At 54.5% G+C, this 24,514-nt stretch carries 33 protein-coding genes; 29 read left to right on the top strand and 4 right to left on the bottom strand.

Annotated elements, in window-relative coordinates; genetic code table 11:
- From mdcC to mdcH, 6 genes are all read left to right on the top strand, one after another.
- The gene (gene mdcC, locus ACQG1K_RS20530) at positions 1–300 is read left to right on the top strand and encodes a malonate decarboxylase acyl carrier protein (protein ID WP_000411786.1); all 300 of its coding nucleotides are present in this window, start codon (positions 1–3) and stop codon (positions 298–300) included.
- Positions 293–1,126: a biotin-independent malonate decarboxylase subunit beta gene (locus ACQG1K_RS20525; RefSeq protein ID WP_003861672.1), complete on the top strand. Its 834-nt coding sequence runs from the start codon at positions 293–295 to the stop codon at positions 1,124–1,126. Before mdcC ends, ACQG1K_RS20525 begins: the two co-directional genes overlap by 8 nt.
- On the top strand, positions 1,126–1,926 hold the full coding sequence (mdcE, locus tag ACQG1K_RS20520; RefSeq protein WP_003861675.1) for a biotin-independent malonate decarboxylase subunit gamma: 801 nt from the start codon (positions 1,126–1,128) through the stop codon (positions 1,924–1,926). The genes ACQG1K_RS20525 and mdcE overlap by 1 nt, the downstream gene beginning before the upstream one ends.
- A gap of 123 nt (positions 1,927–2,049) precedes the next feature.
- On the top strand, positions 2,050–3,009 hold the full coding sequence (locus ACQG1K_RS20515) for an AEC family transporter (protein WP_023307100.1): 960 nt from the start codon (positions 2,050–2,052) through the stop codon (positions 3,007–3,009).
- 2 nt (positions 3,010–3,011) lie between these two features.
- A complete protein-coding gene (locus ACQG1K_RS20510; protein WP_046620301.1) occupies positions 3,012–3,629 on the top strand; it encodes a malonate decarboxylase holo-ACP synthase in 618 nt (205 codons plus the stop codon).
- The gene (mdcH, locus tag ACQG1K_RS20505; RefSeq protein ID WP_154850207.1) at positions 3,629–4,525 is read left to right on the top strand and encodes a malonate decarboxylase subunit epsilon; all 897 of its coding nucleotides are present in this window, start codon (positions 3,629–3,631) and stop codon (positions 4,523–4,525) included. The genes ACQG1K_RS20510 and mdcH overlap by 1 nt, the downstream gene beginning before the upstream one ends.
- Before the next feature lie 102 nt (positions 4,526–4,627).
- Here mdcH and ACQG1K_RS20500 read toward each other — a convergent pair whose 3' ends face one another.
- Together ACQG1K_RS20500 and ACQG1K_RS20495 are read right to left on the bottom strand one after the other, a co-directional pair.
- The gene (locus ACQG1K_RS20500; RefSeq protein ID WP_022649599.1) at positions 4,628–5,560 is read right to left on the bottom strand and encodes a LysR substrate-binding domain-containing protein; all 933 of its coding nucleotides are present in this window, start codon (positions 5,558–5,560) and stop codon (positions 4,628–4,630) included.
- 15 nt (positions 5,561–5,575) lie between these two features.
- Positions 5,576–7,480, bottom strand: a complete 1,905-nt coding sequence (locus ACQG1K_RS20495; RefSeq protein WP_023298762.1) for an ABC transporter ATP-binding protein — start codon at positions 7,478–7,480, stop codon at positions 5,576–5,578.
- A 132-nt stretch (positions 7,481–7,612) separates the two neighbouring features.
- Here ACQG1K_RS20495 and kefG point away from each other — a divergent pair, with 132 nt between their 5' ends.
- From kefG to slyD, 4 genes are all read left to right on the top strand, one after another.
- Complete coding sequence (gene kefG / locus ACQG1K_RS20490) at positions 7,613–8,164, top strand: glutathione-regulated potassium-efflux system ancillary protein KefG (RefSeq protein WP_003861686.1); 552 nt, start codon at positions 7,613–7,615, stop codon at positions 8,162–8,164.
- Entirely contained in the window at positions 8,164–9,969 is a 1,806-nt protein-coding gene (gene kefB, locus ACQG1K_RS20485; protein WP_003861688.1) for a glutathione-regulated potassium-efflux system protein KefB, read from the top strand. Before kefG ends, kefB begins: the two co-directional genes overlap by 1 nt.
- 13 nt (positions 9,970–9,982) lie before the next feature.
- Positions 9,983–10,183, top strand: a complete 201-nt coding sequence (locus ACQG1K_RS20480) for a YheV family putative zinc ribbon protein (RefSeq protein WP_022649597.1) — start codon at positions 9,983–9,985, stop codon at positions 10,181–10,183.
- A 94-nt stretch (positions 10,184–10,277) separates the two neighbouring features.
- Positions 10,278–10,868, top strand: coding sequence for a peptidylprolyl isomerase (gene slyD, locus ACQG1K_RS20475; protein ID WP_003861691.1), 591 nt, complete (start codon positions 10,278–10,280; stop codon positions 10,866–10,868).
- A gap of 51 nt (positions 10,869–10,919) precedes the next feature.
- Here the strand turns inward: slyD and ACQG1K_RS20470 are convergent, their stop codons facing one another.
- Entirely contained in the window at positions 10,920–11,138 is a 219-nt protein-coding gene (locus ACQG1K_RS20470; protein WP_023298761.1) for a protein SlyX, read from the bottom strand.
- Positions 11,139–11,376: 238 nt separating this feature from the next.
- Here ACQG1K_RS20470 and fkpA point away from each other — a divergent pair, with 238 nt between their 5' ends.
- The 11 genes from fkpA (at position 11,377) to bfr (ending at position 19,577) form a co-directional block, all read left to right on the top strand.
- Entirely contained in the window at positions 11,377–12,195 is an 819-nt protein-coding gene (fkpA, locus tag ACQG1K_RS20465; protein WP_003861695.1) for an FKBP-type peptidyl-prolyl cis-trans isomerase, read from the top strand.
- 167 nt (positions 12,196–12,362) lie between these two features.
- The gene (locus ACQG1K_RS20460) at positions 12,363–13,085 is read left to right on the top strand and encodes a helix-turn-helix transcriptional regulator (RefSeq protein ID WP_003861697.1); all 723 of its coding nucleotides are present in this window, start codon (positions 12,363–12,365) and stop codon (positions 13,083–13,085) included.
- Positions 13,085–13,471: a sulfurtransferase complex subunit TusD gene (gene tusD, locus ACQG1K_RS20455; RefSeq protein WP_320680126.1), complete on the top strand. Its 387-nt coding sequence runs from the start codon at positions 13,085–13,087 to the stop codon at positions 13,469–13,471. The genes ACQG1K_RS20460 and tusD overlap by 1 nt, the downstream gene beginning before the upstream one ends.
- Complete coding sequence (gene tusC, locus ACQG1K_RS20450; protein ID WP_063152844.1) at positions 13,471–13,830, top strand: sulfurtransferase complex subunit TusC; 360 nt, start codon at positions 13,471–13,473, stop codon at positions 13,828–13,830. The genes tusD and tusC overlap by 1 nt, the downstream gene beginning before the upstream one ends.
- Positions 13,831–13,837: 7 nt before the next feature.
- Positions 13,838–14,125, top strand: a complete 288-nt coding sequence (gene tusB / locus ACQG1K_RS20445; RefSeq protein WP_022649592.1) for a sulfurtransferase complex subunit TusB — start codon at positions 13,838–13,840, stop codon at positions 14,123–14,125.
- 124 nt (positions 14,126–14,249) lie between these two features.
- A complete protein-coding gene (gene rpsL / locus ACQG1K_RS20440) occupies positions 14,250–14,624 on the top strand; it encodes a 30S ribosomal protein S12 (RefSeq protein WP_000246815.1) in 375 nt (124 codons plus the stop codon).
- 96 nt (positions 14,625–14,720) lie between these two features.
- Positions 14,721–15,191: a 30S ribosomal protein S7 gene (gene rpsG, locus ACQG1K_RS20435; protein WP_003861706.1), complete on the top strand. Its 471-nt coding sequence runs from the start codon at positions 14,721–14,723 to the stop codon at positions 15,189–15,191.
- Positions 15,192–15,287: 96 nt separating this feature from the next.
- Positions 15,288–17,402, top strand: a complete 2,115-nt coding sequence (gene fusA / locus ACQG1K_RS20430) for an elongation factor G (protein WP_022649591.1) — start codon at positions 15,288–15,290, stop codon at positions 17,400–17,402.
- A gap of 69 nt (positions 17,403–17,471) precedes the next feature.
- The gene (gene tuf, locus ACQG1K_RS20425; RefSeq protein WP_017693880.1) at positions 17,472–18,656 is read left to right on the top strand and encodes an elongation factor Tu; all 1,185 of its coding nucleotides are present in this window, start codon (positions 17,472–17,474) and stop codon (positions 18,654–18,656) included.
- Between the two features lie 177 nt (positions 18,657–18,833).
- A complete protein-coding gene (gene bfd, locus ACQG1K_RS20420) occupies positions 18,834–19,028 on the top strand; it encodes a bacterioferritin-associated ferredoxin (protein ID WP_003863268.1) in 195 nt (64 codons plus the stop codon).
- 72 nt (positions 19,029–19,100) lie between these two features.
- Positions 19,101–19,577, top strand: coding sequence for a bacterioferritin (gene bfr / locus ACQG1K_RS20415; RefSeq protein WP_003863270.1), 477 nt, complete (start codon positions 19,101–19,103; stop codon positions 19,575–19,577).
- Here the strand turns inward: bfr and ACQG1K_RS20410 are convergent.
- Entirely contained in the window at positions 19,561–20,034 is a 474-nt protein-coding gene (locus ACQG1K_RS20410) for a prepilin peptidase (RefSeq protein WP_045622654.1), read from the bottom strand. The genes bfr and ACQG1K_RS20410 overlap by 17 nt on opposite strands.
- A 380-nt stretch (positions 20,035–20,414) precedes the next feature.
- Here ACQG1K_RS20410 and rpsJ point away from each other — a divergent pair, with 380 nt between their 5' ends.
- Genes rpsJ through rpsC form a run of 8 tightly spaced genes read left to right on the top strand, consistent with a single transcriptional unit; the run spans position 20,415 to position 24,503 of the window.
- Complete coding sequence (gene rpsJ, locus ACQG1K_RS20405; protein WP_001181005.1) at positions 20,415–20,726, top strand: 30S ribosomal protein S10; 312 nt, start codon at positions 20,415–20,417, stop codon at positions 20,724–20,726.
- Positions 20,727–20,758: 32 nt separating this feature from the next.
- The gene (gene rplC, locus ACQG1K_RS20400; RefSeq protein WP_006178923.1) at positions 20,759–21,388 is read left to right on the top strand and encodes a 50S ribosomal protein L3; all 630 of its coding nucleotides are present in this window, start codon (positions 20,759–20,761) and stop codon (positions 21,386–21,388) included.
- 10 nt (positions 21,389–21,398) lie between these two features.
- Positions 21,399–22,004 (top strand): 50S ribosomal protein L4, encoded by a 606-nt coding sequence (gene rplD, locus ACQG1K_RS20395; RefSeq protein ID WP_000424395.1) that lies wholly within the window; start codon positions 21,399–21,401, stop codon positions 22,002–22,004.
- Complete coding sequence (gene rplW / locus ACQG1K_RS20390) at positions 22,001–22,303, top strand: 50S ribosomal protein L23 (RefSeq protein WP_000617546.1); 303 nt, start codon at positions 22,001–22,003, stop codon at positions 22,301–22,303. The genes rplD and rplW overlap by 4 nt, the downstream gene beginning before the upstream one ends.
- A gap of 17 nt (positions 22,304–22,320) precedes the next feature.
- Positions 22,321–23,142, top strand: coding sequence for a 50S ribosomal protein L2 (rplB, locus tag ACQG1K_RS20385; RefSeq protein WP_000301859.1), 822 nt, complete (start codon positions 22,321–22,323; stop codon positions 23,140–23,142).
- A gap of 16 nt (positions 23,143–23,158) precedes the next feature.
- A complete protein-coding gene (gene rpsS, locus ACQG1K_RS20380) occupies positions 23,159–23,437 on the top strand; it encodes a 30S ribosomal protein S19 (RefSeq protein WP_001138117.1) in 279 nt (92 codons plus the stop codon).
- A 14-nt stretch (positions 23,438–23,451) separates the two neighbouring features.
- Positions 23,452–23,784 (top strand): 50S ribosomal protein L22, encoded by a 333-nt coding sequence (gene rplV, locus ACQG1K_RS20375; protein ID WP_002919773.1) that lies wholly within the window; start codon positions 23,452–23,454, stop codon positions 23,782–23,784.
- A gap of 17 nt (positions 23,785–23,801) precedes the next feature.
- Complete coding sequence (rpsC, locus tag ACQG1K_RS20370; protein ID WP_000529945.1) at positions 23,802–24,503, top strand: 30S ribosomal protein S3; 702 nt, start codon at positions 23,802–23,804, stop codon at positions 24,501–24,503.
- Positions 24,504–24,514: the final 11 nt, after the last annotated feature.

Genomic DNA, 24,514 nt, shown 5'->3' with positions numbered 1-24,514 from the left:
ATGGAAAAAATCACATTGACCGTGCCCGCCAGCCGCGAAGTAAGCGGCAGGGCGCTGGCAGGGGTAGTCGGTTCCGGGGATATGGAGGTGCTTTTCACCGCCGAACCGGGCCAGACCTTAACCATTGATATCACCACCTCCGTCGACAACAGCCGTGGGCGCTGGGAGGCGTTGTTCAATCGCCTGCAAACCGTCAGCAGCCTGCCCGCAGGTAAGCTGACCATCCACGACTTCGGCGCGACGCCGGGCGTGGCACGCATTCGTATCGAACAGGTTTTTGAAGGGGTGAACCATGCGTGATGACAGCAGCTTTATCGAATTAAAAGCGCGCCAGCGTGCGCAGGCGCTGCTCGACGACGGCAGCTACCGCGAACTGCTGGATCCGTTTGAAGGCATTATCTCTCCGTGGCTTGGGCCACAGGGGATTGTTCCTCAGGCCGATGACGGCATGGTAGTCGCGAAAGGGACCATCAACGGCCAGCCTGCAGTGGTGGTGGCGATTGAAGGCACCTTCCAGGGCGGCAGCATGGGCGAAGTGTCCGGTGCCAAAATGGCGGCGGCGCTGGAGCTGGCGGCGGAAGATAACCGCAACGGCATTCCGACTCAGGCGGTACTGTGCCTCGAAACCGGCGGCGTACGTTTGCAGGAAGCCAACCTTGGCCTGGCGGCGATTGCCGATATCCACGCCGCGATCGTTGACCTGCGTCGCTATACCCCGGTTGTCGGGATTGTCGCCGGGACCGTGGGCTGCTTCGGCGGGATGTCTATCGCCGCGGCGCTGTGCAGCTACCTGATTGTAACCCGCGAAGCGCGTCTTGGCCTCAACGGCCCGCAGGTTATTGAGCAGGAAGCGGGCATTGAAGAGTATGACTCCCGCGACCGTCCGTTTATCTGGAGCATGACCGGCGGTGAAGTGCGCTATGAAAGCGGACTGGTGGACGCGCTGGTGGGCGACGGCGTGAACGCGGTGAAAGCCGCGATGAACGAAGCCATCGCCAAAGGCGTACCGGCGAAACATCGCACCGATAACTATGACGATTACCTGAACCGTCTGACGAATTTCGACACCCGCAAACAGGCCGATGCCGAACAGATTAAAGCGCTTTTTGCCCGGGAGGTGAAATGATGACTAACTCAATTAGCCGTGGCGAACTCTGGCTGGAAACTCTGGCCCCGAACGCGAAACGTCTGGAGGGGTTATGCCCGTCCGTGCAGGCCGCAGACGGCGAGCTAAACGGTGAAACGGTGCGTTTTGTCGCCGTGGTGCCGGACGCCAACAACCACTTCCCGCGCGCGGCGCAGGGTGAAGTCGGCCTGCTGGAAGGATGGACGCTGGCAAAAGTGGTCAGCGAAACCGTCGCCGCTGACGCCGATAAAGCCGTGAAGCGCCCGATTGTGGCGGTGATCGATGTCCCAAGCCAGGCCTATGGCCGTCGCGAAGAGGCGTTTGGTATCCACCAGGCGCTGGCCGGCGCCGCTGCCGCCTATGCCAATGCGCGGCTGGCGGGGCATCCGGTGATTGGTCTTATCGTCGGTAAGGCCATGTCCGGCGCGTTTCTGGCGCACGGCTACCAGGCCAACCGCCTGATTGCCTTCAACGATAAAGGCGTGCTGATCCATGCCATGGGCAAAGAGTCTGCGGCGCGCATTACGCTGCGTACCGTGGAGGCGCTGGAAAAACTGGCGGCAACCATTCCGCCAATGGCGTACGACATCAGCAACTACGCCACGCTGGGGCTGCTCTCCGACCTGCTGGATATCAGCAACCCGGATGCCCCTTCCGAAAGCGATCTGACGCGGGTGAAAACTACCCTGCAACAGGCCATCAGCGACGCTCGTCAGGACACCACGTTGAAAAACCGTCTGGGTGCTGACAACCGCCGCAGCTCGGCGCTCGTACGTGAACGTATGCGAGCCAGCTGGTAAGTAAAAAGAGACCTGCCAGATGCATTACCCTGTGGGCGCGCCCGTTGCGTCCACGCGGGAACCTGCATCCTGAAAATAATAAACATCGCGCCAGTGCTTAAACTTTTTTACTACAGGTGATTTATGACTTACGTAATTGTTCATGCTCTTGCACCGATTTTCGTCATCATGCTGCTGGGATTCTGGGCCGGTAAAGCAAAGATGGTCGATAACAAAAATGTTTCCCTGCTGAATATCTTCGTTATGGATTTTGCACTCCCTGCCGCGCTGTTCAGCGCCACCGTGCAAACCCCGTGGACCGGCATCGTGGCGCAGTCGCCGCTGATCCTGGTTCTCACCCTGGCGATGTGGATCACCTATGCGGCCATCTACTTCCTCGCCACCAAAGTCTTTAAAAAATCTCCGCAGGATGCGGCCGTACTGACGCTGACCGTCGCTCTGCCAAACTATGCGGCGCTCGGCCTGCCGATTCTGGGCAGCGTGCTGGGTGAAAGTTCTTCTACTTCACTCTCCGTGGCGGTCTCCATCGCCTGTGGTTCGGTGCTGATGACCCCGTTCTGCCTGCTTATTCTGGAGCGTGAAAAAGCGCGCGCCGAGGGCAATAACTCCGGTTCAACGCTTTCCATGCTGCCGGTGCTGATGTGGCGCTCCATTAAAAAACCGATCGTGATGGGCCCGCTGCTGGGTGTGATCCTGTCCGCTATCGGCATCAAAATGCCAGAGCTGGTACTGGCGGCGATTAAACCTCTGGGACTGTCCGCGACCGCTGCGGCGCTGTTCCTGACCGGGGTGATCCTCTCCGCGCGTAAGCTTCAGATCAACACCATGGTGATCACTTCCACTATCGCCAAGCTGCTGATCCAGCCAGCAATTGCCTGGGGTATCGTTTTAATCTTCGGTCTGCACGGCTCCGTGGCGATCACCGCCATCCTGATGATTGCGCTGTCTGCGGGCTTCTTTGGCGTGGTGTTCGGTAACCGCTTTGGCGTGCAGTCGCCGGATGCTGAAGCCGTGCTGCTGTTGAGCTCCATACTGTGTATCCTGTCGCTGCCGCTGTTTATCTCGCTGACTTCAGGAATGTAATCATGACCACAACATTACGCCCACACGACCTCATCTGGCTTACCGCGCGCGACGCCCTGGAAGGGATTACCGAATCCTGGGTAGACGCGGCCTGGCATACCGGGCTGCCGGTAGTGGTGCGGCGTGATGTTGATAATGAAGGCCGTATTCCCGTTGGCGTGCGCGGATTGCGCCGCGACCAGCGGGCGGCCGGATGGGTGAAGCCTGAGAACGTGTTGCGCGTGGTGTCGCCCGAAGAGTTGAGCGTTGCCGCCGACCTGCTGCGTTCGCCGTTTGTCACTCAGCCGCCGGTTCAGGTGGCGCTTCAGCTTGCGCAGCAGTCGTGGCCGTGGACGTGGGGGATAACCGGCAGTACGGGTTACGCGCTGGCGACCGGCATTCCGGTGATCCACGCCGATAGCGATCTCGATCTGCTGATCCGCACCCCGCGTACCGTTTCCCCTGAGGCGTTTACTGACTGGCAGGCTCAGCTCAGCCGTGCGTTGTGCCGGGTGGATACGCAGGTGGACACGCCCGAGGGCGGATTCGCGCTGGCAGAATGGTTACGCGACGGCAAAACGCTGCTAAAAACGCAATGTGGACCGCGCCTGGTAGCGGATCCATGGCACAGGGAGGAGTAATGAAAATACTGTTTACCTTTCCGGGGCAGGGCACACAGCACGAAGGTATGCTGCAAAACCTGCCGGGAACGGAGCTGGAGCAGGCCCGTGCTGTGCTGGGGGCGGAAGTCGATACCCTGGACAGCGCATCCTCGTTAACCCACACCCGTGCGGTTCAGCTTTCACTGCTGATTGCCGGCGTGGCCTGGGCGCGCGAGCTGGAACGTCGCGGCGTGTCGCCGGATATTGTCAGCGGTCTGTCCATTGGCGCTTATCCTGCGGCGGTCATCGCAGGCTCGCTGGACTTTACGGATGCGCTGAAGCTGGTGGCGCTGCGCGGTGATTTGATGGAGCAGGCGTATCCGCACGGCTACGGCCTGACGGCGATTATGGGGTTGACCCTGCCGCAGGTGGAAAACCTGATTCAGGGGTCTGGAACCTATATCGCTAACCTGAACGCCGAAACGCAGATCGTGATTGCCGGAACCGATGACGGTATGGCGCAGGTGGCGGAGCGCGCGCTGGCGAAGGGTGCAAGCAAGGCCAAACGGCTGGCGGTGAGCGTGCCATCGCACTGCGCGCTGCTGGCGGAACCGGCGAAGAAGCTGGCAGCGGCGTTTGAATCGGTCACGCTTTCCCGTCCCCGCTGCGCGTACCTGAGCGGCAGTACCGGACGCGTGCTCTGGCAGCCGGAGAAAATTGCCGACGATCTGGCAATGAACATGGCGCGAACCGTGCGCTGGCAGGAGGCGGTGATTTCCGCTAACGAGCGTGAAGCGCGGCTGGCGATTGAGATGCCGCCGGGAGGCATATTAACCTGCCTGACGCGGCAGGCGGCGTGGGAAGGCGAATCCATTTCGCTGGAGCGCAGCGGGGTGGACGTGGCGGTGCATCTGGCGGGGCGGCTTCGTGCGTGAGTTTTTTTGCCCGGTGGCGGCTGCGCCTTACCGGGCCTACGGGTTCGGTTGTATTATTTTGTAGGCCGGGTAAGACGCAACGCGTCGCCACCCGGCAAGGCCTCAGGCTCCGTCCTGCAAACTTCTGGCGTACATCCGCCCTTCCGCGGCCAATGCTCGCAGGCTCGGATCCTGCTCGCGGTTGCGGGCAAAGACGATCGCAATCAGCTGCTGCATCTGGTACGGCTGTGCCAGCTTCAGTAGCTGCACCGAATTTTCGTACACTTTCTTCATCCTTCCCGGCATCAGCGTAAAGCCGACGCCCGCCTGCACCAGGCTGAGCATCGAGAAAATATCGTTTACCCGCGTCACAATCTCCGGCTCGAAACCGGCAATATGAAACGCTTCCTGAAACCCGGCGTAAGTGGCGAACCCTTCCGCGAGGGCGACAAACTTCTGATCTTTATAGTCACGCAGATCGGCGGGACCGCTGGTATTCAGCGTGGCAGAGGCCGGTGCGGCAAGGAAAATATCGTCATGGAACAGGGGCAGCACTTCGAGGCTGTTACGGTCGATATCGCTCTCGGAGATAGAGATTAAAATCGCATCCAGCGAACCCTCATCCAGCATATGGAGCAGGGTTTCGTTCGAGCCCATCGTCAGATCCATCTCCAGATCCGGACGGCGCAGCTTCATGCCCATTATCAGGCGCGGCACGGTTTCCAGCGTCAGCGAGTAAAGCGTACCGACGCGCAACCGTCCCTGGCCGATACCGGCAATCTTGCGCGACTCTTCCAGCCCGCGCTCCATCACCTGCATCACCTCCTGACAATACTCCAGCAGCGTCCACGCGGAGGGGAGGGCAATCAGGTTACGCCCTTTGTGAGCAAAGAGCGGGCAGCGGACGTTCTCTTCGAGGGTATGCAGCGCGCGGTGCACGCTGACACCGCTCAGGCCGAGCGTTTCGGCGGTACGTGCGATATTGCCCTTGTCCATGAACGTCATGAAGATGCTGAGCTTACGGAATGTAATCTCGCTCGTGGTATCGAAGCCCATAACCCTCCCGGCGTGTTAGTCGGCTTGCAGCATCGCTTCCAGCTGTTCCTGCGCGTCCAGCCATGCCATTTCGCACTCTTCGAGACTGGATTTGGTTTTCGCCTGCGTTTGCAGACAGTCCGTCAGCTCCGCTTTGCGGCTCTGATCGTACAGTTCGCTGTCGCCCAGCTTCTCTTCGACGGCGGCAAGCGTGGCGTTAAGCTTTTCCATCTCTTTTTCGAGACGGGTAATCTCTTTACGCAGCGGCTGAGTCTGGGTGCGCAGTTCCGCTTCACGGCGCTTCTGGTCTTTACGCGCCTGGGCGCTGTTGGCGTTGTCTTTCGCTGACTCTTCCGGCTGGTTTTCCTGCTTCTGCACGTCCGTCAGCCACTGCTGGTAATCTTCCAGGTCGCCGTCGAACGGTTCCACTTTGCCGCCGTGAACCAGATAGAGATCGTCGGTGGTGGAGCGGATCAGGTGGCGATCGTGCGAAACGACAACCAGCGCCCCTTCGAACTCGATCAGCGCTTCGGTCAGCGCCTGACGCATGTCGAGATCGAGGTGGTTGGTCGGTTCATCGAGCAGCAGCAGGTTTGGACGCTGCCAGACGATCAGCGCCAGCACCAGACGCGCTTTTTCGCCGCCGGAGAAACGCGCTGTATTTTCAGTCACCTTATCGCCCTGGAAGCCAAAGCCGCCGAGGTAGTCGCGCAGCTTCTGCTCCATCTCCTGCGGCGCCAGGCGCGCCAGGTGCTGGATCGGCGATTCATCGGCGCGTAAAAATTCCAGCTGATGCTGAGCGAAGTAGCCAAGCTTGATGCCCTTCGCCAGCCCGATTTCGCCGCTGACCGGGTTAAGCTCGCCCGCCAGCAGCTTGATCAGCGTCGATTTACCGGCGCCGTTACGCCCCAGCAGACCGATGCGTGAACCCGGCACCAGGTTGAGCTTGATAGAGTCGAGAATAATGCGATCGCCATAGCCCGCGCTCACTTTTTCCATCTTCAGCAGCGGGTTCGGCAGGCTCTCCGGCTCGCGGAAGCTAAAGTGGAACGGGTTATCCACGTGCGCGGGGGCGATCATCTCCATGCGTTCCAGCATTTTGACGCGGCTCTGCGCCTGCTTGGCTTTTGACGCCTTGGCCTTGAAGCGATCCACAAAGCTTTGCAGGTGCGCCACGCGCTGCTGCTGGCTTTCATACATCGCCTGCTGCTGGGCGAGGCGCGTCGCGCGCTGGCGCTCGAAAGAGCTGTAGTTGCCGGTGTACTCGAACAGGCTTTGCTGTTCGATATGAATGATTTTATCCACCACCGGGTCGAGGAAGTCGCGGTCGTGGGAGATCAGAATCAGAGTGCCCTGATAGCTCTTGAGCCACTTCTCCAGCCAAATAACCGCATCGAGATCGAGGTGGTTGGTCGGTTCATCGAGCAGCAGGAGGTCAGAGCGGCAGATCAGCGCCTGCGCCAGGTTAAGGCGCATACGCCAGCCACCCGAGAAATCGCTCACCGGGCGTTCAAGCTGTTCGTTGCTGAAGCCCAGGCCGTGCAGCAGGCTGGAGGCGCGGGAGCGAATGGTCCAAGCGTCGATGGCGTCCAGCTTGCCGTGGACGGTGGCGATGGCGTGGCCGTCGTTGCGTTCGTTGGCGGCGTTGAGCTCCGCTTCGAGCTTGCGGTATTCACGGTCGCCGTCGATAACATAGTCGAGCGCCGGTTCGCTCAGCGCGGGGGTCTCCTGGTTTACCCAGGCGAGCTGCCAGTTGCCCGGGAAGGTAAAGTTCCCGCCATCCGCGCTTATCTCGTTTTTCAGCAGTGCCAGCAGGGTGGATTTACCGCAGCCGTTTTTGCCGACCAGACCCACTTTCTGGCCCGGGTTGATGGTAGCAGTCGCGTTATCCAGCAGGACGCGCACGCCGCGACGAATTTGTAACGAGGAGAAAACAATCATAGAAGCGCCGTATGTTCCGACTATGTTAATTTGTCATTATGATAATGTAAGGTGTGGGCCAATTTCCCCACCGGGCCGCCATGGTAGCCCAAAACGACAACAATACACAAAAACAGAACCGGGAGGGGAGTGATGTCTCAGACAGCGAAAGTGCTGCTGCTGTATGCCCATCCGGAATCACAGGACTCGGTGGCAAACCGGGTGCTGCTTAAGCCGGCCACACAGCTCAGTAACGTAACGGTGCACGATCTCTACGCGCACTATCCCGATTTCTTTATTGATATTCCTTACGAGCAGGAACTGCTGCGTCAGCACGACGTGATTGTGTTCCAGCATCCGCTTTATACCTATAGCTGTCCGGCGCTGCTGAAAGAGTGGCTGGACCGCGTGCTGAGCCGGGGCTTTTCCAGCGGGGTGGGGGGCAACCAGCTGGCGGGAAAGTACTGGCGGAGTGTCATCACCACCGGTGAGCCGGAAAGCGCTTACCGTCACGACGGGCTGAACCGTTACCCCATGAGCGACATTCTGCGGCCGTTTGAGCTGACGGCGGCGATGTGCCGTATGCACTGGATGAGCCCGATTATTATCTACTGGGCACGGCGGCAGGATCCGAAAGCGCTGGCGAGCCATGCCAGGGCCTATGGCGAATGGCTGGCGTCACCGATTCCGGCGGGAGGACGCTAATGGACGGTTCGAATTTACTCCTCGCCGGGGTGCTGTTTTTGTTTGCCGCCGTCGTCGCGGTCCCCCTTGCCGCGCGTCTCGGCATTGGCGCGGTGCTGGGCTATTTGCTGGCGGGGATAGCCATTGGTCCCTGGGGGCTTGGGTTTATCAGCGATGTGGATGAAATTCTCCACTTCTCCGAGCTGGGCGTGGTGTTCCTGATGTTTATCATCGGGCTTGAGCTTAATCCGTCCAAGCTGTGGCAACTGCGGCAATCTATTTTTGGCGTCGGGGCGGCGCAGGTGTTGCTCAGCGCCGCCATTCTGGCGGGCCTGCTGATGCTGACGCAGTTTTCCTGGCAGGCCGCGGTGATTGGCGGGATCGGTCTTGCGATGTCGTCGACGGCGATGGCGCTTCAGCTGATGCGCGACAAAGGGATGAACCGCAACGAGGCGGGGCAACTGGGCTTTTCGGTGCTGCTGTTCCAGGATTTAGCGGTGATCCCGGCGCTGGCGCTGGTGCCGCTGCTGGCAGGCTCCGGAGACGATCATTTCGACTGGATGAAGATCTCCATGAAGGTGCTGGCCTTCGCGGGGATGCTGATCGGCGGACGGTTTTTACTGCGTCCAGTGTTCCGGTTTATTGCGGCATCCGGCGTACGCGAGGTCTTCACCGCCGCAACGCTGCTGCTGGTGCTTGGTTCAGCGCTGTTTATGGATGCGCTGGGGCTGTCGATGGCGCTCGGGACGTTTATCGCCGGGGTGCTGCTTGCGGAAAGCGAGTACCGCCACGAGCTGGAGACCGCCATCGATCCGTTTAAGGGGCTGCTGTTAGGGCTGTTCTTTATCTCGGTGGGTATGGCGCTTAATCTTGGCGTGCTCTATACCCATCTGCTGTGGGTTATTGCGAGTGTCGCCGTGCTGGTGGCGGTCAAAACGCTGGTGCTGTATCTCCTCGCGCGGATTTACGGGCTGCGCAGCTCGGAAAGGATGCAGTTTTCCAGCGTGTTAAGTCAGGGCGGAGAGTTTGCGTTTGTGCTGTTTTCCACTGCGTCGTCTCAGAAGCTGTTCAAAGATGACCAGATGGCGCTGCTACTGGTGACGGTCACGCTGTCGATGATGACCACGCCGCTGCTGATGAAGCTGGTGGACAAACTGCTGTCGCGCCGCCTGAATCCCGCAGACGATGAAGACGAAGCGCCGTGGGTGGAAGATGATAAACCGCAGGTGATCGTCGTGGGCTTTGGCCGCTTCGGACAGGTGATTGGTCGCCTGTTGATGGCAAATAAAATGCGCATTACGGTGCTGGAGCGCGATATCAGCGCCGTCAACCTGATGCGCAAATATGGTTATAAGGTGTACTACGGGGATGCGACGCAGCTTGAGCTGTTGCGCTCGGCGGGCGCAGAGGCTGCGGAGTCCATCGTCATCACCTGTAACGATCCGGAAGACACAATGAAGCTGGTGGAGCTGTGCCAGCAGCATTTCCCGCATCTGCATATTCTGGCGCGTGCGCGCGGACGTGTTGAGGCTCACGAACTTTTGCAGGCGGGTGTGAAACACTTCTCCCGCGAAACCTTCTCCAGCGCGCTGGAGCTGGGGCGTAAGGCGCTGGTTTCGCTGGGTATGCATCCTCACCAGGCGCAACGCGCCCAGATGCATTTCCGCCGGCTGGATATGCGAATGCTGCGTGAACTGATGCCTGTGCACAGCGACACGGCGCAGATCTCCCGCGTGCGGGAAGCGCGTCGCGAACTGGAGGAGATCTTCCAGCGTGAGATGCAACAGGAACGACGCCAGCTCGACGGCTGGGATGAATTTGAATAAAGGGTAACGAAAGATGGCTTTACGTAAACGCTTTATCGCGGGCGCAAAATGCCCGTCCTGCCAGGCGCAAGATACGCTGGCCATGTGGCGTGAGAATAATATCGATATTGTTGAATGTGTTAAGTGCGGTCACCAGATGCGTGAGGCCGACAAAGAAGCCCGCGATCACGTTCGCAAAGAAGAGCAAGTGATCGGCATTTTTCATCCAGACTAGCGATATGCTCTGAGTTTTTTTAAGCTTAAGGGTACACGGGTGCAGAATTCCGCTACAATCTGCGCCAGCAATTTTCCCACGCTCAGGAGATATCATGAAAGTAGCAAAAGACCTGGTGGTCAGCCTGGCCTATCAGGTACGTACAGAAGACGGTGTGTTGGTTGATGAGTCTCCGGTGAGTGCGCCGCTGGACTACCTGCATGGTCACGGTTCCCTGATTTCCGGCCTGGAAACGGCGCTGGAAGGTCATGAAGTTGGCGACAAATTCGACGTTGCTGTCGGCGCGAACGACGCTTACGGTCAGTATGATGACAACCTGGTTCAGCGCGTTCCTAAAGACGTGTTCATGGGCGTTGACGAGTTGCAGGTTGGCATGCGCTTCCTGGCTGAAACTGACCAGGGTCCGGTTCCGGTTGAAATCACAGAAGTTGAAGACGACCACGTTGTGGTTGACGGCAACCACATGCTGGCTGGTCAGAACCTGAAGTTCAACGTAGAAGTTGTTGCTATCCGTGAAGCGACCGAAGAAGAGCTGGCTCATGGCCACGTTCATGGTGCGCACGGTCACGACCATGACCACGATCACGGCCACGACGGCTGCTGCGGTGGTCACGGCCACGATCATGGTCATGACCACGGCCACGGTAAAGGTGGTTGCGGTAACGGCGGCTGCGGCTGCCACTGATTCCGTACTGCGGAAAATAAAAAAGCGGGATAATCCCGCTTTTTTTACGCCTCAATAATGAGGTGGTGGCGTCTCTTCAGCCTGAGAGGCGATGTGCGACGACTGCGTTGCCTTCACTTTTTCAGTGAGAAGTCGCATCAAATCGCGCATTTTTGCCATTTCAAGCTCATGAGCCGTCACGGTCTGGTTCAGTTCTTCGATGGTGATGTCCTGAAAAGCCAGGCGGCTTTCCAGCTCAGCCAGTCTCGCTTCGATCGTTGTATCCTTCATCATTCACCTCGTTTATCTCTCATGCGCCATAATGGACCAGCGGCGGCGAAGTTTATCTGACTTTTTCCTTAAGTACAGTATCCATCTCCCTGACAAGAAACTTATTTAAACAAAAATAGTCTGAAAAGAAGCGACATTCGGGGGAGTCTGTCTGTAGATTTCTTCCACAACGTTTTATAGTACGTCACTCATTTACGTTTAACACTGGGGTGAGAGACCTCAGGTCCTGGAGATATGGATGAAATCACTGTTTAAAGTTACGCTGCTGGCGACCACTATGGCTGTAGCGCTCAATGCGCCGCTGTCTTTCGCTGCTGATACTGCTGCGAAGCCTGCTGCGACTACAGACAGCAAAGCGGCATTCAAGAATGACGACCAGAAATCCGCCTACGCACTTGGCGCGTCTCTGGGCCGTTACATGGAAAACTCTCTGAAAGAACAAGAGAAACTGGGCATCAAACTGGACAAAAACCAGCTGATCGCAGGGGTTCAGGATGCGTTCGCAGACAAGAGCAAACTGTCTGACCAGGAAATCGAGCAGACTCTGCAAGCGTTTGAAGCGCGCGTGAAAGGCGCCGCTCAGACCAAGATGGAAGCAGACGCTAAAGATAACGAAGCGAAAGGCAAAGCCTACCGCGATAAGTTCGCTAAAGAGAAAGGCGTTAAAACGTCTTCTACTGGCCTGATCTATAAAGTTGAGAAAGAAGGTACCGGCGACGCGCCTAAAGACAGCGACACCGTTGTAGTTAACTACAAAGGTACGCTGATCGACGGTAAAGAGTTCGATAACTCTTATACTCGCGGTGAGCCTCTCTCCTTCCGTCTGGACGGTGTGATCCCGGGCTGGACCGAAGGCCTGAAGAACATCAAGAAAGGCGGTAAAATCAAGCTGGTCATCCCACCGGATCTGGCTTACGGCAAAACCGGCGTTCCGGGTATTCCGGCTAACTCTACGCTGGTATTTGATGTAGAACTGCTGGACATCAAACCGGCGCCGAAAGCGGATGCGAAAACAGACGCACCGGCTGACGACAAAGCCGCAGCAGCTAAGAAGTAATGCTGAAAAAAACCGCCGCCTTTACAGGCGGCGGTTTTTTTATTGTGGGGCAGATATAATTAACACTGGAAAGCGTTATACACGCTGTATTAATTTAGTTGTCCGTGTAGATAATGAGCCTGCCCTGAAAACCTAACGACAGGCTCCTGAAAAGGAGTGTTTTTTTCATGTCCAGGTCGCTTTTAACCAACGAAACCAGTGAACTTGATTTGCTGGATCAACGTCCATTTGACCAGACCGACTTCGATATTCTGAAATCCTACGAAGCGGTAGTGGACGGGTTAGCGATGCTCATTGGTTCCCACTGCGAAATCGTATTGCATTCCCTGCAAGATCTTAAGTGTTCCGCTATCCGCATTGCGAATGGTGAGCACACTGGCCGTAAAATTGGTTCGCCAATCACCGACCTTGCATTGCGTATGTTGCATGACATGACCGGCGCGGACAGCAGCGTCTCAAAATGCTATTTCACCCGCGCCAAAAGCGGCGTGCTGATGAAATCAGAAACTATCGCGATTCGAAACCGCGAACACCGGGTGATCGGTCTGCTGTGCATCAACATGAACCTTGATGTGCCATTCTCGCAAATCATGAGCACTTTCATTCCGCCAGAAACGCCGGACGTGGGCTCATCGGTGAACTTTGCCTCTTCTGTTGAGGATCTCGTGACACAGACGCTGGAGTTCACCATTGAAGAGGTGAATGCCGATCGCAACGTATCCAACAACGCCAAGAATCGTCAGATCGTCCTGAACCTCTATGAGAAAGGGATTTTTGATATCAAAGATGCCATCAACCAGGTGGCCGATCGCCTGAATATCTCCAAACACACGGTTTACCTCTATATTCGCCAGTTCAAAAGCGGCGACTTCCTGGGGCAAGACAAGTAATGCGTTTTGCGTTAATGGTGACGGGCCCGGCGTACGGTACCCAGCAGGCCAGCAGCGCGCTACAGTTTGCCCATGCGCTGCTTGATGCCGGTCATGAACTGGCAAGCGTCTTCTTCTATCGTGAAGGGGTCTATAACGCGAACCAGTTTACGTCCCCGGCGAGCGATGAGTTTGACCTTGTGCGCGCCTGGCAAAAATTAAACGAGACGCAGGGCGTCGACCTGCATATCTGCGTCGCGGCGGCACTGCGTCGCGGCGTGACGGATGCGACTGAAGCCGAACGCCTTGGTCTGGCAGGGGCTAACCTGCTACCGGGCTTTTCGCTCAGCGGATTAGGCGCATTAGCACAGGCGGCGTTGACCTGCGACAGAGTGGTGCAATTTTGATGAAGCGCGTAGCGTTTGTTTTTACTTCTGCCCCGCATGGCAGCGCTTCAGGCCGGGAAGGGCTGGATGCATTGCTCGCGACCTCGGCTTTAACCGAAGATATTGGCGTCTTCTTTTTAGGCGATGGCGTATTCCAGCTTCTGGCAGGCCAACAACCGCAGGCCATTCTTGCGCGCGACTACATTGCGACCTTTAAAGTTCTGCCGCTCTATGACATTGAAACCTTCTATGTGTGCGCCGACTCGCTGGCCGCTCGTGGGTTAAATGAGAAAATACCGTTCGTGCTGGACGTGACGATCCTGACATCTTCTGCGCTGCGCGAACAACTTTCTCACTACGATATCGTTCTGACTTTCTGAGGCTGTCATGCTCCATACCCTGAGCCGTTCACCGTGGCAATGCGATATCGACACGTTACTGAGCATGCTGCGCGAAGGCGATGATCTGCTGCTGATTCAGGATGGCGTGCTCGCGGCGCTTGATGGCAGCCGTTTTGTTGAAATCCTCGCTAATGCCCCCATAACAGTCTCTGCGCTTAAAGAGGATCTGGATGCGCGGGGTCTTTCTGGTCAAATTTCAGCCAAAATTGACGTGGTTGGCTATACTGATTTCGTCAATCTTACTGTGACGCACGCCAGTCAAATGAACTGGTGATTTGAGATCGTTGTATATTTCTTGACACCTTTTCGACGTAGCCCTAAAATTTCGCGTCCTCATATTGTATGAGGTCGTTTTATTACGTGTTTACGAAGCAAAAGCTAAAACCAGGAGCTATTTAATGGCAACAGTTAACCAGCTGGTACGCAAACCACGTGCACGCAAAGTTGCAAAAAGCAACGTGCCTGCGCTGGAAGCCTGCCCGCAGAAACGTGGCGTATGTACTCGTGTATATACCACCACTCCTAAAAAACCAAACTCCGCACTGCGTAAAGTATGCCGTGTGCGTTTGACTAACGGTTTCGAAGTGACTTCCTACATCGGTGGTGAAGGTCACAACCTTCAGGAGCACTCCGTGATCCTGATCCGTGGCGGTCGTGTTAAAGACCTTCCGGGTGTTCGTTACCACACCGTTCGTGGTGCGCTGGACTGCTCAGGTGTTAAAGACCGTAAGCAGGCTCGCTCCAAGTACGGCGTGAAGCGTCCTAAGGCTTAATGGTTCTCCGTTAAGTAAGGCCAAACTGATTTATCTTAATGTCAAACTAAACTCGTAGAGTTTTGGACAATCCTGAATTAACAACGGAGTAATCCCATGCCACGTCGTCGCGTCATTGGTCAGCGTAAAATTCTTCCAGATCCGAAATTCGGATCAGAACTGCTGGCAAAATTTGTAAATATCCTGATGGTAGATGGTAAAAAATCTACTGCAGAAGCAATCGTATACAGCGCGCTGGAGACCCTGGCTCAGCGTTCTGGTAAAAATGAACTGGAAGCTTTCGAAGTCGCTCTCGACAACGTGCGCCCGACTGTAGAAGTTAAGTCTCGCCGCGTTGGTGGTTCTACTTATCAGGTTCCAGTTGAAGTTCGTCCGGTTCGTCGTAATGCTCTGGCAATGCGTTGGATCGTTGAAGCTGCTCGTAAACGCGGTGATAAATCCATGGCTCTGCGTCTGGCGAACGAACTTTCTGATGCTGCAGAAAACAAAGGTACTGCAGTTAAGAAACGTGAAGACGTTCACCGTATGGCAGAAGCCAACAAGGCGTTCGCACACTACCGTTGGTAATCCCTTCGGAGTCGTAGTCACCAGGCGGGCGCTTCAGAGAAGCCGCCCGCTCTGGGTAACTTAACTGAACGCCTAAAGATATAAACGAGGAATCAAATGGCTCGTACAACACCCATCGCACGCTACCGTAACATCGGTATCAGTGCGCACATCGACGCCGGTAAAACCACAACTACCGAACGTATTCTGTTCTACACCGGTGTAAACCATAAAATCGGTGAAGTTCATGACGGCGCAGCCACCATGGACTGGATGGAACAGGAGCAGGAGCGTGGTATTACTATCACCTCCGCAGCGACTACTGCTTTCTGGTCAGGTATGGCTAAGCAGTACGAACCGCATCGCGTAAACATCATCGACACCCCAGGGCACGTTGACTTCACCATCGAAGTAGAACGTTCCATGCGTGTTCTTGACGGCGCGGTAATGGTTTATTGCGCAGTTGGTGGTGTTCAGCCACAGTCTGAAACCGTATGGCGTCAGGCTAACAAATATAAAGTTCCACGCATCGCGTTCGTTAACAAAATGGACCGTATGGGTGCTAACTTCCTGAAAGTTGTTGGCCAGATCAAAACCCGTCTGGGCGCGAACCCTGTTCCGCTTCAGCTGGCAATTGGTGCTGAAGAAGGCTTCACCGGTGTTATCGACCTGGTGAAAATGAAAGCCATCAACTGGAACGAAGCAGATGCGGGCGTTACCTTCGAATACGAAGATATCCCGGCAGAGATGCAGGACCTGGCTGACGAATGGCACCAGAACCTGATCGAATCCGCAGCAGAAGCTTCTGAAGAGCTGATGGAGAAATACCTGGGTGGTGAAGAACTGACTGAGCAAGAGATCAAATCTGCTCTGCGTCAGCGTGTTCTGAACAACGAAATCATCCTGGTAACCTGTGGTTCTGCGTTCAAGAACAAAGGTGTTCAGGCAATGCTGGATGCGGTAGTTGACTACCTGCCATCCCCGGTTGACGTTCCTGCGATCAACGGCATCCTGGACGACGGTAAAGATACTCCGGCTGAGCGTCACGCAAGTGATGACGAGCCGTTCTCTGCGCTGGCGTTCAAAATTGCTACCGACCCATTCGTGGGTAACCTGACCTTCTTCCGCGTTTACTCTGGTGTGGTTAACTCCGGTGACACCATCCTGAACTCCGTGAAATCGGCGCGTGAACGTTTTGGCCGTATCGTACAGATGCACGCTAACAAACGTGAAGAGATCAAAGAAGTTCGTGCGGGCGACATCGCTGCTGCTATCGGTCTGAAAGACGTGACTACTGGTGACACCCTGTGTGACCCGGATCACCCGATCATTCTGGAGCGTATGGAATTCCCTGAGCCGGTAATCTCCATCGCGGTTGAACCAAAAACCAAAGCTGACCAGGAAAAAATGGGTCTGGCTCTGGGCCGTCTGGCGAAAGAAGACCCATCATTCCGCGTATGGACTGATGAAGAATCTAACCAGACCATCATCGCTGGTATGGGTGAACTGCACCTGGACATCATCGTTGACCGTATGAAGCGTGAATTCAACGTTGAAGCGAACGTGGGTAAACCTCAGGTTGCTTACCGCGAAGCGATTCGCGCGAAAGTTACCGATGTTGAAGGTAAACACGCTAAGCAGTCTGGTGGTCGCGGTCAGTACGGTCACGTTGTGATCGACATGTACCCACTGGAGCCGGGCTCTAACCCTAAAGGTTACGAGTTCATCAACGACATCAAAGGTGGTGTGATTCCTGGCGAATACATCCCTGCCGTTGATAAAGGCATCCAGGAGCAGCTGAAAGCTGGTCCTCTGGCTGGTTACCCGGTTGTAGACATGGGTGTTCGTCTGCACTTCGGTTCTTACCACGACGTTGACTCCTCTGAACTGGCGTTTAAACTGGCTGCGTCTATTGCCTTTAAAGAAGGCTTTAAGAAAGCAAAACCAGTTCTGCTTGAGCCAATCATGAAGGTTGAAGTAGAAACTCCGGAAGAGAACACCGGTGACGTTATCGGTGACTTGAGCCGTCGTCGCGGTATGCTGCGTGGTCAGGAATCCGAAGTAACTGGCGTTAAGATCCACGCTGAAGTTCCGCTGTCTGAAATGTTCGGATATGCAACTCAGCTGCGTTCTCTGACCAAAGGTCGTGCATCATACACTATGGAATTCCTGAAGTATGATGATGCGCCGAACAACGTTGCTCAGGCCGTTATCGAAGCCCGTGGTAAGTAATCCACAGGATTAAAACCTAAGTCCCGTGCTCTCTCCGAAGGGGAGAGCACTATAGTAAGGAATATAGCCGTGTCTAAAGAAAAATTTGAACGTACAAAACCGCACGTCAACGTTGGTACTATCGGCCACGTTGACCATGGTAAAACTACCCTGACTGCTGCAATCACTACCGTACTGGCTAAAACCTACGGCGGTGCTGCTCGTGCTTTCGACCAGATCGATAACGCACCAGAAGAAAAAGCTCGTGGTATCACCATCAACACCTCTCACGTTGAGTATGACACCCCGACTCGCCACTACGCACACGTAGACTGCCCAGGCCACGCCGACTATGTTAAAAACATGATCACCGGTGCTGCGCAGATGGACGGCGCGATCCTGGTTGTTGCTGCGACTGACGGCCCTATGCCTCAGACTCGTGAGCACATCCTGCTGGGTCGTCAGGTAGGCGTTCCTTTCATCATCGTGTTCCTGAACAAATGCGACATGGTTGATGACGAAGAGCTGCTGGAACTGGTAGAGATGGAAGTTCGTGAACTGCTGTCTCAGTACGATTTCCCAGGCGACGACACTCCAATCGTTCGTGGTTCCGCGCTGAAAGCGCTGGAAGGCGAAGCAGAGTGGGAAGAGAAAATCATCGAACTGGCTGGCTACCTGGATTCTTACATCCCAGAACCAGAGCGTGCGATTGACAAGCCATTCCTGCTGCCAATCGAAGACGTATTCTCCATCTCCGGTCGTGGTACCGTTGTTACCGGTCGTGTAGAGCGCGGTATCATCAAAGTTGGTGAAGAAGTTGAAATCGTTGGTATCAAAGAGACTGCGAAGTCTACCTGTACTGGCGTTGAAATGTTCCGCAAACTGCTGGACGAAGGCCGTGCTGGTGAGAACGTTGGTGTTCTGCTGCGTGGTATCAAACGTGAAGAAATCGAACGTGGTCAGGTTCTGGCGAAGCCAGGCTCAATCAAGCCACACACCAAGTTCGAATCTGAAGTGTACATTCTGTCCAAAGACGAAGGCGGCCGTCATACTCCGTTCTTCAAAGGCTACCGTCCACAGTTCTACTTCCGTACAACTGACGTGACCGGTACCATCGAACTGCCAGAAGGCGTAGAGATGGTAATGCCAGGCGACAACATCAAGATGGTTGTGACTCTGATCCACCCAATCGCGATGGATGACGGTCTGCGTTTCGCAATCCGTGAAGGCGGCCGTACCGTTGGCGCGGGCGTTGTTGCTAAAGTTCTGGGCTAATTAATTATCCCTGAAATAAAAAGGACGCTTCGGCGTCCTTTTTTGTTTTCTGCCGTTGGGCATTGTCATAAAAATTCGCATTTTTTGCTTTCTCCCGCCACGTATTCCGACGCCCGTGCTATTGTAATCATAACCATTCTCACTTACACTTTGCGCATATTTTGAACGGGAGTCTTTATGTACGTTTGTTTATGTAATGGTGTAAGCGACAAAAAAATTCGTCAGGCCGTTCGCCAGTTTCAACCACAATCTTTCCAGCAGCTTCGTAAGTTTGTTCCGGTGGGAAATCAATGCGGTAAATGCGTTCGCGCAGCGCGTGAGATCATGCAGGACGAACTGATGCAGATCCCGGAATTCAAAGAGATCGCGTAAGCCTCCATCTTTTTTTTGACATCCCCGTAGCCCGATCTACGCTTCAATGAGTGGAAGCGGAGGGACTATATAATGAAAGGTGATGTTAAAATCATAAGTTATCTCAATAAATTATTGGGAAATGAGCTTGTCGCAATCAATCAGTATTTTCTCCATGCAAGAATGTTCAAAAACTGGGGACTGACTCGCCTCAACGATGTTGAATACCATGAGTCCATTGATGAAATGAAACACGCCGATAAATATATTGAGCGTATTTTATTCCTCGAAGGCATTCCTAACCTACAGGATCTCGGAAAACTGGGCATCGGAGAAGATGTTGAAGAGATGCTGCGTTCTGATCTCCGGCTAGAGCTGGAGGGTGCAAAAGACCTGCGTGAAGCCATTGCCTATGCGGACAGCGTACATGACTACGTCAGCCGGGATATGATGATCCAGATCCTGGCCGATGAAGAAGGGCACATCGACTGGCTTGAGACCGAACTGGATCTCATTAGCAAAATTGGCCTACAGAACTACCTTCAGTCACAGATCAAAGTGGAAAGTTAATCAGGCTTTCCCAGCCAACGCATAAACCCGCTGCCGCCAGAAATGGCCCAAAAGGCAGTGGGTTTTTTAATGCCTGCTTATTAGGGTTGAACAACGAGAAACCAACCAGATACAGCAGAGCCATTAACGCGGCCACTAATGCCAGTACTGGCAGTACACACCAGCCATGCCATGCTCCCAGCGCCGCCAGATATTTTATGTCGCCATACCCCATCCCTTCACATCGGCAGATGAGTCGATATCCCCAATAGATAACGGCGAATCCGGCGTATCCTGCGGTCGCACCCAGTACCGCGCTCGGCAAAAAATCAGGATGAAGACAAAGCTGGTAGAGCAGGCCCGTCCATAGCAGCGGGCAAAGGAATTTATCGGGAAGCAGCCCCGTGCGAATATCGGTGCGTACAAGCAAGGCCGATAACGCAAAATAGATCAGCAGAAAGGGGAGGGACATTAGCATAGCGAGAGCCTCAAAATGGTTTGAGCGCATACTCGTAATAATCAGCATGCCCGGCAATGTGTAAAAACACCAATTGCGCAGCGGCTTCAGACAAAGAGTTGAGAAGGGATACTTTGCATAAAAAATTGCGAGGCCTTACGCAGAGTACGACTTTGGCGCTTAATTTCTAAACGGCACTTGCGTCTTTCGCTGATTTACGTATAATGCGCGGGCTTGTCGTAATTGACGGCGGGTTCAATCTGAACCAGAGTAGCTCACTTTGTTACTCAACAATGCTCCCAATTGGGGAGCTACGTAAGAACGGTTACACTCTCCCATCAATCGTAATGGGTTTGAGGAGTAATCATTTTCGTTTATAAAATAATTGGAGCTCTGGTCTCATGCAGAACCAAAGAATCCGTATCCGCCTTAAAGCGTTTGATCATCGTCTGATCGATCAATCAACCGCGGAAATCGTCGAGACTGCTAAGCGCACTGGTGCGCAAGTCCGTGGTCCGATCCCGCTGCCGACCCGCAAAGAGCGCTTTACCGTTCTGATCTCTCCGCACGTTAACAAAGATGCGCGTGATCAGTACGAGATCCGCACTCACAAGCGTCTGGTTGACATCGTTGAGCCAACTGAGAAAACCGTTGATGCTCTGATGCGTCTGGATCTGGCTGCCGGTGTAGACGTGCAGATCAGCCTGGGTTAATCAGGTCATCGAGCGATTGAGAGGTTGATACAATGATTGGTTTAGTCGGTAAAAAAGTGGGCATGACCCGCATCTTCACTGAAGATGGCGTTTCAATCCCAGTAACCGTAATCGAAGTTGAAGCAAACCGCGTTACCCAGGTTAAAGATCTGGCTAACGATGGCTACCGCGCTGTTCAGGTGACCACTGGTGCTAAAAAAGCTAACCGTGTAACCAAACCAGAAGCGGGTCACTTCGCTAAAGCTGGCGTAGAAGCTGGCCGTGGTCTGTGGGAATTCCGTCTTGCTGAAGGCGAAGAGTTCACCGTAGGTCAGGACATTAGCGTTGAGCTGTTTGCTGACGTTAAAAAAGTTGACGTAACCGGTACCTCTAAAGGTAAAGGTTTTGCTGGTACCGTTAAGCGCTGGAACTTCCGTACCCAGGACGCTACTCACGGTAACTCCTTGTCTCACCGCGTTCCGGGTTCTATCGGTCAGAACCAGACTCCGGGCAAAGTGTTCAAAGGCAAGAAAATGGCAGGTCAGCTGGGCAACGAACGTGTAACCGTTCAGAGCCTGGACGTAGTACGTGTTGACGCTGAGCGCAACCTGCTGCTGGTTAAAGGTGCGGTCCCGGGTGCAACCGGTAGCGACCTGATCGTTAAACCAGCTGTGAAGGCGTAAGGGGATAGCAATGGAATTAGTATTGAAAGACGCGCAGAGCGCGCTGACTGTTTCCGAAACTACCTTCGGTCGTGATTTCAACGAAGCGCTGGTTCACCAGGTTGTTGTTGCTTATGCAGCTGGTGCTCGTCAGGGTACTCGTGCTCAGAAGACTCGTGCTGAAGTAACTGGTTCAGGCAAAAAGCCATGGCGCCAGAAAGGTACCGGCCGTGCGCGTTCAGGTTCTATCAAGAGCCCGATCTGGCGTTCAGGTGGCGTGACCTTCGCTGCGCGTCCACAGGACCACAGTCAAAAAGTTAACAAAAAGATGTACCGCGGCGCGCTGAAAAGCATCCTGTCCGAACTGGTACGTCAGGATCGTCTGATCGTTGTCGAGAAGTTCTCTGTTGAAGCGCCTAAAACTAAGCTGCTGGCACAGAAACTGAAAGACATGGCTCTGGAAGATGTGCTGATCATCACCGGTGAGCTGGACGAGAACCTGTTCCTGGCCGCGCGTAACCTGCACAAGGTTGACGTACGCGACGCGACTGGTATCGACCCGGTTAGCCTGATCGCCTTCGACAAAGTCGTAATGACTGCTGATGCTGTTAAGCAAGTTGAGGAGATGCTGGCATGATTCGTGAAGAACGTCTGCTGAAGGTGCTGCGCGCACCGCACGTTTCTGAAAAAGCGTCTACTGCGATGGAAAAAACAAACACCATCGTTCTCAAAGTTGCTAAAGACGCGACCAAAGCAGAGATCAAAGCTGCTGTGCAGAAACTGTTTGAAGTCGAAGTCGAAGTCGTTAACACCCTGGTAGTTAAAGGGAAAGTTAAACGTCACGGACAGCGTATCGGTCGTCGTAGCGACTGGAAAAAAGCTTACGTCACCCTGAAAGAAGGCCAGAACCTGGACTTCGTTGGCGGCGCTGAGTAAGTCGGAGGAGTAATACAATGGCAGTTGTTAAATGTAAACCGACATCTCCGGGTCGTCGCCACGTAGTTAAAGTGGTTAACCCTGAGCTGCACAAGGGCAAACCTTTTGCTCCGTTGCTGGAAAAAAACAGCAAATCCGGTGGTCGTAACAACAATGGCCGTATCACCACTCGTCACATCGGTGGTGGCCACAAGCAGGCTTATCGTATTGTTGACTTCAAACGCAACAAAGACGGTATCCCAGCAGTTGTTGAGCGTCTTGAGTACGATCCGAACCGTTCCGCGAACATCGCGCTGGTTCTGTACAAAGATGGCGAACGCCGTTACATCCTGGCCCCTAAAGGCCTGAAAGCTGGCGACCAGATTCAGTCTGGCGTTGATGCTGCAATCAAAGCAGGCAACACCCTGCCGATGCGCAATATCCCGGTTGGTTCTACCGTTCATAACGTAGAAATGAAACCAGGTAAAGGCGGTCAGCTGGCGCGTTCCGCGGGTACTTACGTTCAGATCGTTGCGCGTGACGGTGCTTATGTCACCCTGCGTCTGCGTTCTGGTGAAATGCGTAAAGTCGAAGCAGACTGCCGCGCTACTCTGGGCGAAGTTGGCAATGCTGAGCATATGCTGCGCGTTCTGGGTAAAGCTGGTGCTGCACGCTGGCGTGGTGTTCGTCCTACCGTTCGCGGTACTGCGATGAACCCAGTCGATCACCCACATGGTGGTGGTGAAGGTCGTAACTTTGGTAAGCACCCGGTAACTCCGTGGGGCGTTCAGACCAAAGGTAAGAAGACCCGCAGCAACAAGCGTACTGATAAATTTATCGTACGTCGCCGTAGCAAATAATTTTAGAGGATAAGCCATGCCACGTTCTCTCAAGAAAGGTCCTTTTATTGACCTGCACTTGCTGAAGAAGGTAGAGAAAGCGGTGGAAAGCGGAGACAAGAAGCCCCTGCGCACTTGGTCCCGTCGTTCAACGATCTTTCCTAACATGATCGGTTTGACCATCGCTGTCCATAATGGTCGTCAGCACGTTCCAGTCTTTGTTACCGACGAAATGGTTGGTCACAAACTGGGTGAATTCGCACCGACTCGTACTTATCGCGGCCACGCTGCTGATAAAAAAGCGAAGAAGAAATAAGGTAGGAGGAAGAGATGGAAACTTTAGCTCAACATCGCCATGCTCGTTCTTCTGCACAGAAGGTTCGCCTTGTTGCTGACCTGATTCGCGGTAAGAAAGTGTCGCAGGCCCTGGACATCCTGACCTATACCAACAAGAAAGCTGCGGTATTGGTCAAGAAAGTACTGGAATCTGCCATTGCTAACGCTGAACACAACGATGGCGCTGACATCGACGATCTGAAAGTCGCGAAAATTTTCGTAGATGAAGGCCCAAGCATGAAGCGCATTATGCCGCGTGCGAAAGGTCGTGCAGATCGCATCCTGAAGCGCACCAGCCACATTACTGTGGTTGTGTCCGATCGCTGAGACTCTGGAGACTAGCAATGGGTCAGAAAGTACATCCTAATGGTATTCGCCTGGGTATTGTAAAACCATGGAACTCTACCTGGTTTGCGAACACCAAAGAATTCGCTGACAACCTGGACAGCGATTTTAAAGTACGTCAGTACCTGACTAAGGAACTGGCTAAAGCGTCTGTATCTCGTATCGTTATCGAGCGTCCAGCTAAGAGCATCCGTGTGACTATTCACACTGCTCGCCCTGGCATCGTTATCGGTAAGAAAGGCGAAGACGTAGAAAAACTGCGCAAGGTCGTAGCGGATATCGCTGGCGTTCCTGCACAGATCAATATCGCTGAAGTTCGTAAGCCTGAACTGGACGCTAAATTGGTTGCTGACAGCATCACTTCTCAGCTGGAACGTCGTGTTATGTTCCGTCGTGCTATGAAGCGTGCTGTACAGAACGCAATGCGTCTGGGCGCTAAGGGTATCAAAGTTGAAGTTAGCGGCCGTCTGGGCGGCGCGGAAATCGCACGTACCGAATGGTACCGCGAAGGTCGCGTACCGCTGCACACTCTGCGTGCTGACATCGACTACAACACCTCTGAAGCGCACACCACTTACGGTGTAATCGGCGTTAAGGTATGGATCTTCAAAGGTGAGATCCTGGGTGGTATGGCTGCTGTTGAACAACCGGAAAAACCGGCTGCTCAACCTAAAAAGCAGCAGCGTAAAGGCCGTAAATAAGGAGCGTCGCT

The sequence above is a fragment of the Enterobacter cloacae complex sp. 402C9 genome (assembly GCF_050030745.1).
In the GTDB taxonomy this organism is placed as follows: Bacteria; Pseudomonadota; Gammaproteobacteria; order Enterobacterales; family Enterobacteriaceae; genus Enterobacter; species Enterobacter intestinihominis.
Note: the sequence above shows the minus strand (reverse complement) of the source record. Positions and strands in the feature narration are given on the sequence as shown.

What these genes read in the sequence shown, in the direction of transcription:
- tusB (WP_022649592.1), top strand. Translation starts at nt 13,838, where the DNA reads ATGCTCCATACCCTGAGCCGTTCACCGTGGCAATGCGATATCGACACG.
- rplD (WP_000424395.1), top strand. Translation starts at nt 21,399, where the DNA reads ATGGAATTAGTATTGAAAGACGCGCAGAGCGCGCTGACTGTTTCCGAA.
- ACQG1K_RS20460 (WP_003861697.1), top strand. Translation starts at nt 12,363, where the DNA reads ATGTCCAGGTCGCTTTTAACCAACGAAACCAGTGAACTTGATTTGCTG.
- rpsS (WP_001138117.1), top strand. Translation starts at nt 23,159, where the DNA reads ATGCCACGTTCTCTCAAGAAAGGTCCTTTTATTGACCTGCACTTGCTG.
- ACQG1K_RS20470 (WP_023298761.1), bottom strand. Translation starts at nt 11,138, where the DNA reads ATGAAGGATACAACGATCGAAGCGAGACTGGCTGAGCTGGAAAGCCGC.
- kefG (WP_003861686.1), top strand. Translation starts at nt 7,613, where the DNA reads ATGTCTCAGACAGCGAAAGTGCTGCTGCTGTATGCCCATCCGGAATCA.
- bfd (WP_003863268.1), top strand. Translation starts at nt 18,834, where the DNA reads ATGTACGTTTGTTTATGTAATGGTGTAAGCGACAAAAAAATTCGTCAG.
- fkpA (WP_003861695.1), top strand. Translation starts at nt 11,377, where the DNA reads ATGAAATCACTGTTTAAAGTTACGCTGCTGGCGACCACTATGGCTGTA.
- mdcE (WP_003861675.1), top strand. Translation starts at nt 1,126, where the DNA reads ATGACTAACTCAATTAGCCGTGGCGAACTCTGGCTGGAAACTCTGGCC.
- kefB (WP_003861688.1), top strand. Translation starts at nt 8,164, where the DNA reads ATGGACGGTTCGAATTTACTCCTCGCCGGGGTGCTGTTTTTGTTTGCC.
- rplB (WP_000301859.1), top strand. Translation starts at nt 22,321, where the DNA reads ATGGCAGTTGTTAAATGTAAACCGACATCTCCGGGTCGTCGCCACGTA.
- bfr (WP_003863270.1), top strand. Translation starts at nt 19,101, where the DNA reads ATGAAAGGTGATGTTAAAATCATAAGTTATCTCAATAAATTATTGGGA.
- ACQG1K_RS20525 (WP_003861672.1), top strand. Translation starts at nt 293, where the DNA reads ATGCGTGATGACAGCAGCTTTATCGAATTAAAAGCGCGCCAGCGTGCG.
- rplV (WP_002919773.1), top strand. Translation starts at nt 23,452, where the DNA reads ATGGAAACTTTAGCTCAACATCGCCATGCTCGTTCTTCTGCACAGAAG.
- slyD (WP_003861691.1), top strand. Translation starts at nt 10,278, where the DNA reads ATGAAAGTAGCAAAAGACCTGGTGGTCAGCCTGGCCTATCAGGTACGT.
- ACQG1K_RS20495 (WP_023298762.1), bottom strand. Translation starts at nt 7,480, where the DNA reads ATGATTGTTTTCTCCTCGTTACAAATTCGTCGCGGCGTGCGCGTCCTG.
- ACQG1K_RS20515 (WP_023307100.1), top strand. Translation starts at nt 2,050, where the DNA reads ATGACTTACGTAATTGTTCATGCTCTTGCACCGATTTTCGTCATCATG.
- rpsC (WP_000529945.1), top strand. Translation starts at nt 23,802, where the DNA reads ATGGGTCAGAAAGTACATCCTAATGGTATTCGCCTGGGTATTGTAAAA.
- ACQG1K_RS20500 (WP_022649599.1), bottom strand. Translation starts at nt 5,560, where the DNA reads ATGGGCTTCGATACCACGAGCGAGATTACATTCCGTAAGCTCAGCATC.
- tusC (WP_063152844.1), top strand. Translation starts at nt 13,471, where the DNA reads ATGAAGCGCGTAGCGTTTGTTTTTACTTCTGCCCCGCATGGCAGCGCT.
- rplC (WP_006178923.1), top strand. Translation starts at nt 20,759, where the DNA reads ATGATTGGTTTAGTCGGTAAAAAAGTGGGCATGACCCGCATCTTCACT.
- fusA (WP_022649591.1), top strand. Translation starts at nt 15,288, where the DNA reads ATGGCTCGTACAACACCCATCGCACGCTACCGTAACATCGGTATCAGT.
- mdcH (WP_154850207.1), top strand. Translation starts at nt 3,629, where the DNA reads ATGAAAATACTGTTTACCTTTCCGGGGCAGGGCACACAGCACGAAGGT.
- tusD (WP_320680126.1), top strand. Translation starts at nt 13,085, where the DNA reads ATGCGTTTTGCGTTAATGGTGACGGGCCCGGCGTACGGTACCCAGCAG.
- ACQG1K_RS20510 (WP_046620301.1), top strand. Translation starts at nt 3,012, where the DNA reads ATGACCACAACATTACGCCCACACGACCTCATCTGGCTTACCGCGCGC.
- rpsJ (WP_001181005.1), top strand. Translation starts at nt 20,415, where the DNA reads ATGCAGAACCAAAGAATCCGTATCCGCCTTAAAGCGTTTGATCATCGT.
- rplW (WP_000617546.1), top strand. Translation starts at nt 22,001, where the DNA reads ATGATTCGTGAAGAACGTCTGCTGAAGGTGCTGCGCGCACCGCACGTT.
- rpsL (WP_000246815.1), top strand. Translation starts at nt 14,250, where the DNA reads ATGGCAACAGTTAACCAGCTGGTACGCAAACCACGTGCACGCAAAGTT.
- rpsG (WP_003861706.1), top strand. Translation starts at nt 14,721, where the DNA reads ATGCCACGTCGTCGCGTCATTGGTCAGCGTAAAATTCTTCCAGATCCG.
- mdcC (WP_000411786.1), top strand. Translation starts at nt 1, where the DNA reads ATGGAAAAAATCACATTGACCGTGCCCGCCAGCCGCGAAGTAAGCGGC.
- ACQG1K_RS20410 (WP_045622654.1), bottom strand. Translation starts at nt 20,034, where the DNA reads ATGCTAATGTCCCTCCCCTTTCTGCTGATCTATTTTGCGTTATCGGCC.
- ACQG1K_RS20480 (WP_022649597.1), top strand. Translation starts at nt 9,983, where the DNA reads ATGGCTTTACGTAAACGCTTTATCGCGGGCGCAAAATGCCCGTCCTGC.